At 68.9% G+C, this 5990-nt stretch carries 8 protein-coding genes; 4 read left to right on the top strand and 4 right to left on the bottom strand.

Annotated elements, in window-relative coordinates:
* The 4 genes from ACFE7U_RS16060 to ACFE7U_RS16045 form a co-directional block, all read right to left on the bottom strand.
* On the bottom strand, positions 1–226 hold a 226-nt coding region (locus tag ACFE7U_RS16060; RefSeq protein WP_375410722.1), incomplete at its 3' end, for a glutamate--tRNA ligase family protein.
* 124 nt (positions 227–350) lie between these two features.
* Positions 351–1187, bottom strand: a complete 837-nt coding sequence (locus tag ACFE7U_RS16055; RefSeq protein ID WP_375410721.1) for a substrate-binding domain-containing protein — start codon at positions 1185–1187, stop codon at positions 351–353.
* On the bottom strand, positions 1160–1885 hold the full coding sequence (locus tag ACFE7U_RS16050) for a phosphate ABC transporter ATP-binding protein (protein ID WP_375410720.1): 726 nt from the start codon (positions 1883–1885) through the stop codon (positions 1160–1162). The genes ACFE7U_RS16055 and ACFE7U_RS16050 overlap by 28 nt, the downstream gene beginning before the upstream one ends.
* A complete protein-coding gene (locus tag ACFE7U_RS16045) occupies positions 1882–2577 on the bottom strand; it encodes an ABC transporter permease (RefSeq protein ID WP_375410719.1) in 696 nt (231 codons plus the stop codon). The genes ACFE7U_RS16050 and ACFE7U_RS16045 overlap by 4 nt, the downstream gene beginning before the upstream one ends.
* Positions 2578–2976: 399 nt before the next feature.
* Here ACFE7U_RS16045 and ACFE7U_RS16040 point away from each other — a divergent pair, with 399 nt between their 5' ends.
* The 4 genes from ACFE7U_RS16040 (at position 2977) to ACFE7U_RS16025 (ending at position 5869) form a co-directional block, all read left to right on the top strand.
* Positions 2977–3441 (top strand): YsnF/AvaK domain-containing protein, encoded by a 465-nt coding sequence (locus tag ACFE7U_RS16040; RefSeq protein ID WP_375410726.1) that lies wholly within the window; start codon positions 2977–2979, stop codon positions 3439–3441.
* Positions 3438–4265 (top strand): YsnF/AvaK domain-containing protein, encoded by an 828-nt coding sequence (locus tag ACFE7U_RS16035; protein ID WP_375410718.1) that lies wholly within the window; start codon positions 3438–3440, stop codon positions 4263–4265. The genes ACFE7U_RS16040 and ACFE7U_RS16035 overlap by 4 nt, the downstream gene beginning before the upstream one ends.
* Positions 4266–4371: 106 nt before the next feature.
* On the top strand, positions 4372–4761 hold the full coding sequence (locus ACFE7U_RS16030) for a hypothetical protein (protein ID WP_375410717.1): 390 nt from the start codon (positions 4372–4374) through the stop codon (positions 4759–4761).
* 43 nt (positions 4762–4804) lie between these two features.
* Positions 4805–5869: a YsnF/AvaK domain-containing protein gene (locus tag ACFE7U_RS16025; RefSeq protein ID WP_375410716.1), complete on the top strand. Its 1065-nt coding sequence runs from the start codon at positions 4805–4807 to the stop codon at positions 5867–5869.
* The last annotated feature ends 121 nt before the right edge of the window (positions 5870–5990 follow it).

The following is a 5990-nucleotide window of genomic DNA, read 5'->3' as shown; positions in this document are numbered from 1 at the left end:
ATTGGCGCGCCCTGAGATCGGGCACGACGCCGAGCCAGGCCAGGTCCTCCTCGATCGCATCGGCGAAGTCCTGGGTCGAGCGCTCGGCATCGGTGTCGTCGAGGCGCAGAAGGAAGCGTCCGCCATGGCGCAGGGCGAACAGCGCGTTGAGGAGCGCCGGGCGGGCATTGCCGATATGCAGGAAACCCGTGGGCGAGGGCGCGAAGCGGACGAGGGGAGCGGTCATGCCCGCCCTCTAGCCGATTTCGCCGCGAGATGCGCGGGCCGGGGCCACAACGCTCGTCATCCCGGGGCTGCGTCGCAGAGCCCGGGATGACCAAGGGGTTGCTCGATGAAAGCGGCCCCCTGCCCTACTGTCCCTTCGAATCCGGCGCCGCGTTGGGGAAGAACAGCTGCTCACCGCCGATCTGGTAGCTCGCGATGGCCTCCTGGCCGGGTTTCGACACCAGCCAGTCGACGAAGGCCTGTCCGGCCGCCGCCTTCACGCCCGGGTGTTTTTGCGGATTCACCAGCATCACGCCGTACTGGTTGAACAGGCGCTGGTCGCCCGCCACCAGGATGGCGAGGTCGCCGCGGTTCTTGAAGGAAAGCCAGGTGCCGCGGTCCGAGAGCAGGTAGGCGTTCGACGCGGAGGCGGTGTTCAGCGCCGGCCCCATGCCCTGGCCGATCTCCTTGTACCACTCGCCCTTGACCGCACCGAGATCGACGCCCGCCGCTTTCCAGGTGCGCAGCTCCGCCGCATGGGTGCCGGAGCGGTCGCCGCGCGAGATGAAGGACGCCTTGGCCGCCGCGATGCGGCGCAGGGCTTCGAGCACGTCCTTGCCGCCGGCCTTGGCCGGATCGTCCCTGGGGCCGACCACGACGAAGTCGTTGTACATCACGTCCTGCCGCTTAAGGGCGAAGCCGTCGGCCAGGAAGGCCTCCTCGGCGGCCTTGTCATGGACAAAGACCACGTCGGCATCGCCGCGCCGGCCGACATCGAGGGCCTGGCCGGTACCGAGCGCCACCACCTTCACGCCGATGCCCTTGGCTTGCGCGAAGAGCGGCAGGAGGTGCTTGAACAGGCCGGACTGCTCGGTGGAGGTGGTGGAGGCCACGGTGATCGTTTCCGTCGGCTCGGCCACCGCAGGCGCCGCCAGACAGAGCGCGAGGCACAGGCTCAGGACGCCGCGGCGGTGGAACCCCATGAGAACTCTCCCTTGATGTAGGCGCGCGCCTCGGGTGATCGCGGCGAGTCGAAAACCTGACGGACCGGACCCTGCTCGACCATGCGGCCGGCGGCAAGGACGACGACGTCTTCCGCCAGCCGCGCCACCTGCCCGAGGTTGTGCGACACCAGGATGATGGCGATGCCCTCCCGCGCCATCTCGGCGATGAGCGCCTCGACGGAGGCGGTGGCGCTCGGATCGAGGCTGGCGGTGGGCTCGTCGAGGAGGAGGAGATGCGGTCGCGTCGCCCAGGCGCGGGCCATCGCGAGGCGCTGCTGCTCGCCCCCCGAGAGCTTCAGGGCCGGATCCCCTGCCCTGTCGAGGAGGCCGACCCGCAGAAGGGCGGCCTCGACGCGAGCCTTGCGTTCGGTCCTGATCAGCCGGAGCGGCGCCAGCGCTAGGGCGACGTTGCGCGCCGCACTCGTGCGCACCAGGGTCGGGTGCTGGAACACGAAGGCGCGCCGGATCTCGCCGCCCTCGCCGATCCGGATCGTGCCGGATCGCGGGTGCAGTAGCCCGTCGATGAGGCGGAGCGTCACGCTCTTGCCGGCGCCGTTGGGACCGACGATCGCGGTGATGCCGCGGCCCGGCAGGGTGAGGTCGAGGCCATCGAGGATGGTGCGGCCCCCGGCCTCGTAGCGCAGGCCCGCGATCCGGATGGTGGGCGCCCCGCTCATCCGTAGGCGCGCAACGCGTAGGACCTCAGCAGGGCGGCGCCCGCGTTCACCGCGAGCACGAGGCCCATCAGCACGAGCCCGAAGGCCAGAGCCAGGGGGAGGTCGCCCTTCTGGGTCTCGAGCGAGATCGCCGTCGTCATGGTGCGGGTATGGCCGGCGATGTTGCCGCCCACCACCAGCACGGCGCCGATCTCCGAGACCGCCCGGCCGAAGGCCGCGAGCACGATCGTGACGAGGGAGAAGCGCACGTCGTAGATCAGCACGAGGATGCGCCGCCACAGCGACAGGCGCAGCGAGCGGAGTTGCTCGCCCAGCATCGCGTCGGCATCCGCGATGGTCTGGCGGGCGAGCGCGGCCACCAGCGGCGTCACCAGCACCGCCTGGGCGGCGATCATCGCGGTGGGGCTGAACAGCAGGCCGAGGAACCCGAACGGGCCCGAGCGCGAGAGCATGAGGTAGAGGACGAGGCCGATGATCACCGGCGGCAGCCCCATGGCCGCGTTCAGCAGCGTGACCACCACCTGCCGGCCCGGCCAGTCCACCAGGGCGACGAGGGCGCCGAGCGGGATGCCGACGAGGGCGGCAAGGACCACCGCCGAAGCGCTGACGCGCAGGCTCAAGGCGGCGATCGCCACGACGTCCCGGTCGAGGGTGCCGAGAAGGGTCAGCGCCTCGGTGAAGGTCTGGAGCATGAGGCGGTCGATACCACCACGTGGCGCGGTTCGGCTACGCGGATCGTGCGGCGCGCCTTCCTTCGTATCGGACCCGAACCGATGCCGCCGAGGCTCTGAAGACGTCTCCATGTAGATGAAGCGTCACCGTACGATCCCGAAAACGCCTGGCGGTCCTCTGCCAAGCCCATTTTTCTTAGTCATTCCTGCGATTTAGAGGATTTCGAACGAAGAGAACAGCGGGCAAGCTCGGCTTTACTGAATGTAATTTCGCATAACATTCGCGGAACCCGAACGGGCGCTGCCGGTTCACCTCGCCGAGTGGGGAGTAGGCCGATGAACACACCAATGGGCGCCGACCGAACATCCGTGACGGCCAGCCGAGACGGCTTCCGCCCGGAGGCCGTGACGGGTCCCGACATGCCGACGGATATCCGTTCGTCCTCCCCTGCGTCCGAGGCCGATCCGGTCATCGCGCTCGCAGAGGAACAGGTCCGCATCGACAAGCGGGTCGTCGAGGGGAACCGTGTCCGGGTCAGCACCCGCACCGAGACCATGGAGCAGGTGCTGCGGGAAACCTTGCGCGGTGATGCCGTCGGCGTCACCCGCGTTCCGGTCGACCGCGTCGTCGCGGAGGGCGAAGTCGCTCCGCAGGTCAGGACCGAGGCCGGTGTGACCATCATCCCGGTGATGGAGGAGGTTCTCGTCGTCGAGAAGCGCCTCGTCCTCCGGGAGGAGATCCACATCCGCCACACGAGTTCGGGCGAGGATGTCGAGGTTCCGGTCACGCTGCGCAAGCAGCACGCCGTTGTCGAGCATCTCGGGTCGGATGGCCAACCCCTCCAGCCGCACGAAACCACGATCAGCGAGGAGATCGCACCATGACCCAGACCGTAACAGCCTTGTTCGACAACCGCCGCGAGGCGGAGACAGCCATCGAGAAGCTGGTCCAGGCCGGCATCGACCGCAACGCCATCCGTCTGACGGCGGGCGCCGAGACGGCCAATCGTACGACGACAGGCTCCTACGACCATCAGCGCGACGCCGGCGGTTTTTGGAGCTCGCTGAAGGACCTCTTCCTGCCCGAGGAGGATCGTTACGCCTACAGCGAGGGCCTGAGCCGCGGCGGTACGCTGGTCAGCGTCAAGGCCGAGGACGGGCATGCCGACCGCGTCTCGGACCTGCTGGAAGGCCTCGGCTCCGTCCATCTCGAGGAGCGTGAGACCTCCTGGCGCAAGGAAGGCTGGACTGGATACACGGCCGGTTCCGGCGCATCGGGGACGGCGACGTCCGCAACCGGATCGAGCCGCGACGAGACCATTCCGGTCGTCGAGGAGACGCTGCAGGTCGGCAAGCGTGCCGCCGAAAGTGGCCGGGTCCGCGTCCGCTCCTACGTCGTCGAGACGCCGGTGAACGAGCAGGTCACGCTGCACAACGAATCCGTCCACGTTGAGCGGCGGCCCGTCGACCGGTCGCCGACGCCGAGCGACGAACGCCTGTTCGCCGAGAAGACCATCGAGGCGACCACGCGATCCGAGCAGGCCGTCGTCTCCAAGGAAGCCCGCGTCGTCGAGGAGGTCGGCCTTCGCCGCGACGCGACGGAGCGCACCGAGACCGTCAGCGACACGGTGCGTCGCACCGAGGTCGAGGTCGAGGACGAGCGCGGAAACGTCAGCCGCACCGGCACGACCGGCGTCGGCAAGCGTTAGAATCACATTCGGCGGTCTGGCGGTCTCGCGCTTCGAGACCGCCGGCCAGCGATATCCGGGCTCGCCACCCAACTTCGCAACCAGAAACTTTCGAGGTGAGGACACCATGCGCACGACTCTGACGACCATCGCCCTCCTGACCCTGCTCGGGGCCGCTCCGGCCCTCGCGCAGACCACCGTGACCGGAAAGCCCGCCGAGGAGGGCGGCGCCAACAGCGCGACGTCGGGTGGCCAGGAAGCCGTGACCCGGCCCAACACCGACTCTCAGGACGCCAACAGGCCGGCCAGCACCGGCGCCCTCCACAACGTCAAGCTCGAGAAGGGTGCCAACAGCTTCACCGAAGGCGAGGCCCGCAGCCGCCTGGAGCGCTCCGGCCTCAAGGACGTCAAGGACCTGAAGAAGGACGATCAGGGCATTTGGCGGGGCACCGCGATGCTGGACGGCAAGTCCGTCGGCGTCGGCCTCGATTTCAAGGGCAACATGTCGGCCCAGTAAGGCGTCCGCCGCCCCGTCACCCGTTCATTTTCAGGAGTCTCCCATGACCACACGTACGATCACCGCACTCTACGACAGCTATGACGACGCCACCCGGGCCGTGACGAAGCTGGAGGCTGCCGGCATCCCGCACGGCGACATCAGCCTCGTCGGCAACGACGGAAGGACGGGCACCACGGACCGTACCACGACCGGACATGGCGACACCGCCGATGCTGCCGAGACGGGCGCCGGTACCGGTGCGACGCTCGGCACCGTGCTCGGCGGGGGCGCCGGGCTCCTCGCCGGCCTCGGCCTCATGGCCATCCCGGGCGTCGGTCCCGTCGTGGCGGCGGGCTGGCTCGTCGCCACCCTGACCGGCGCCGGCATCGGTGCCGCAGCCGGTGGCCTTGCGGGTTCCCTGACGGGAGCCGGTCTCAGTGAGACCGATGCCGAGACCTATGCGGAAGGCGTCCGACGCGGCGGGACGCTCCTGACCGTGCGGGCGGACGAGGCGCATGAGACGCGCGTCATGGACATCCTGGAAGAGCATGGCTCCGTCGATCTCGACGAGCGTGAGCGGACCTGGAAGAGCGAGGGCTGGACCGGCGGATCGGCGACGAGCGGTACCACCAATACGCCGCGCGTCGACACCTCTCGCGTCGATGCCTCGCGGACGGCGGCCTCGGCGCCGGTTGCGGCCGCAGCCTCGGGAACCGTTGGTCGTGGCGAGACGATCCCGGTGGTCGAGGAGAAGCTTCACGTCGGCAAGCGCGACGTCGAGCAGGGCCGCGTCCGGGTCCGCTCCTATGCCGTCGAGACGCCCGTGAACGAGCAGGTTCGTCTCCATGACGAGAACGTGCATGTCGACCGCCGTCCGGTGGATCGTGCCCTGACCGACCGCGACACCGCCCTGTTCAAGGACCGGACCATCGAGGCGACGGAGCGGACCGAGGTGCCGGTGGTGTCCAAGGAGGCCCGCGTCGTCGAGGAGGTCGGTCTGCGCAAGGACGCCACCCAGCGTACCGAAACCGTCAGCGACTCGGTGCGTCGCACCGAGGTCGAGGTCGAGGACGAGCGCGGCAACGTCAGCCGCACCGGCACGACTGATCCGCTCACCAAGCGCTGACATCCGGTCGTTAGCCGGATCCTGAACCTTTGCGCCCCGCCTCCTCCGAGGCGGGGCGTTTTCTGTCTGTTAACCAAGTCCATGGCGAAATCGGGTGTCCGGGAGGATGATCCGAAATGCG

The sequence above is a fragment of the uncultured Methylobacterium sp. genome (genome assembly GCF_964251405.1).
Lineage (GTDB): Bacteria > Pseudomonadota > Alphaproteobacteria > Rhizobiales > Beijerinckiaceae > Methylobacterium.
The sequence above is the reverse complement of the archived record's forward strand: the minus strand, read 5'-3'. Positions and strand labels throughout refer to the sequence as shown.

Coding starts and splice junctions, on each gene's coding strand:
- ACFE7U_RS16030 (WP_375410717.1), top strand. CDS start 4,372: ATGCGCACGACTCTGACGACCATCGCCCTCCTGACCCTGCTCGGGGCC.
- ACFE7U_RS16050 (WP_375410720.1), bottom strand. CDS start 1,885: ATGAGCGGGGCGCCCACCATCCGGATCGCGGGCCTGCGCTACGAGGCC.
- ACFE7U_RS16035 (WP_375410718.1), top strand. CDS start 3,438: ATGACCCAGACCGTAACAGCCTTGTTCGACAACCGCCGCGAGGCGGAG.
- ACFE7U_RS16055 (WP_375410721.1), bottom strand. CDS start 1,187: ATGGGGTTCCACCGCCGCGGCGTCCTGAGCCTGTGCCTCGCGCTCTGT.
- ACFE7U_RS16025 (WP_375410716.1), top strand. CDS start 4,805: ATGACCACACGTACGATCACCGCACTCTACGACAGCTATGACGACGCC.
- ACFE7U_RS16045 (WP_375410719.1), bottom strand. CDS start 2,577: ATGCTCCAGACCTTCACCGAGGCGCTGACCCTTCTCGGCACCCTCGAC.
- ACFE7U_RS16040 (WP_375410726.1), top strand. CDS start 2,977: ATGCCGACGGATATCCGTTCGTCCTCCCCTGCGTCCGAGGCCGATCCG.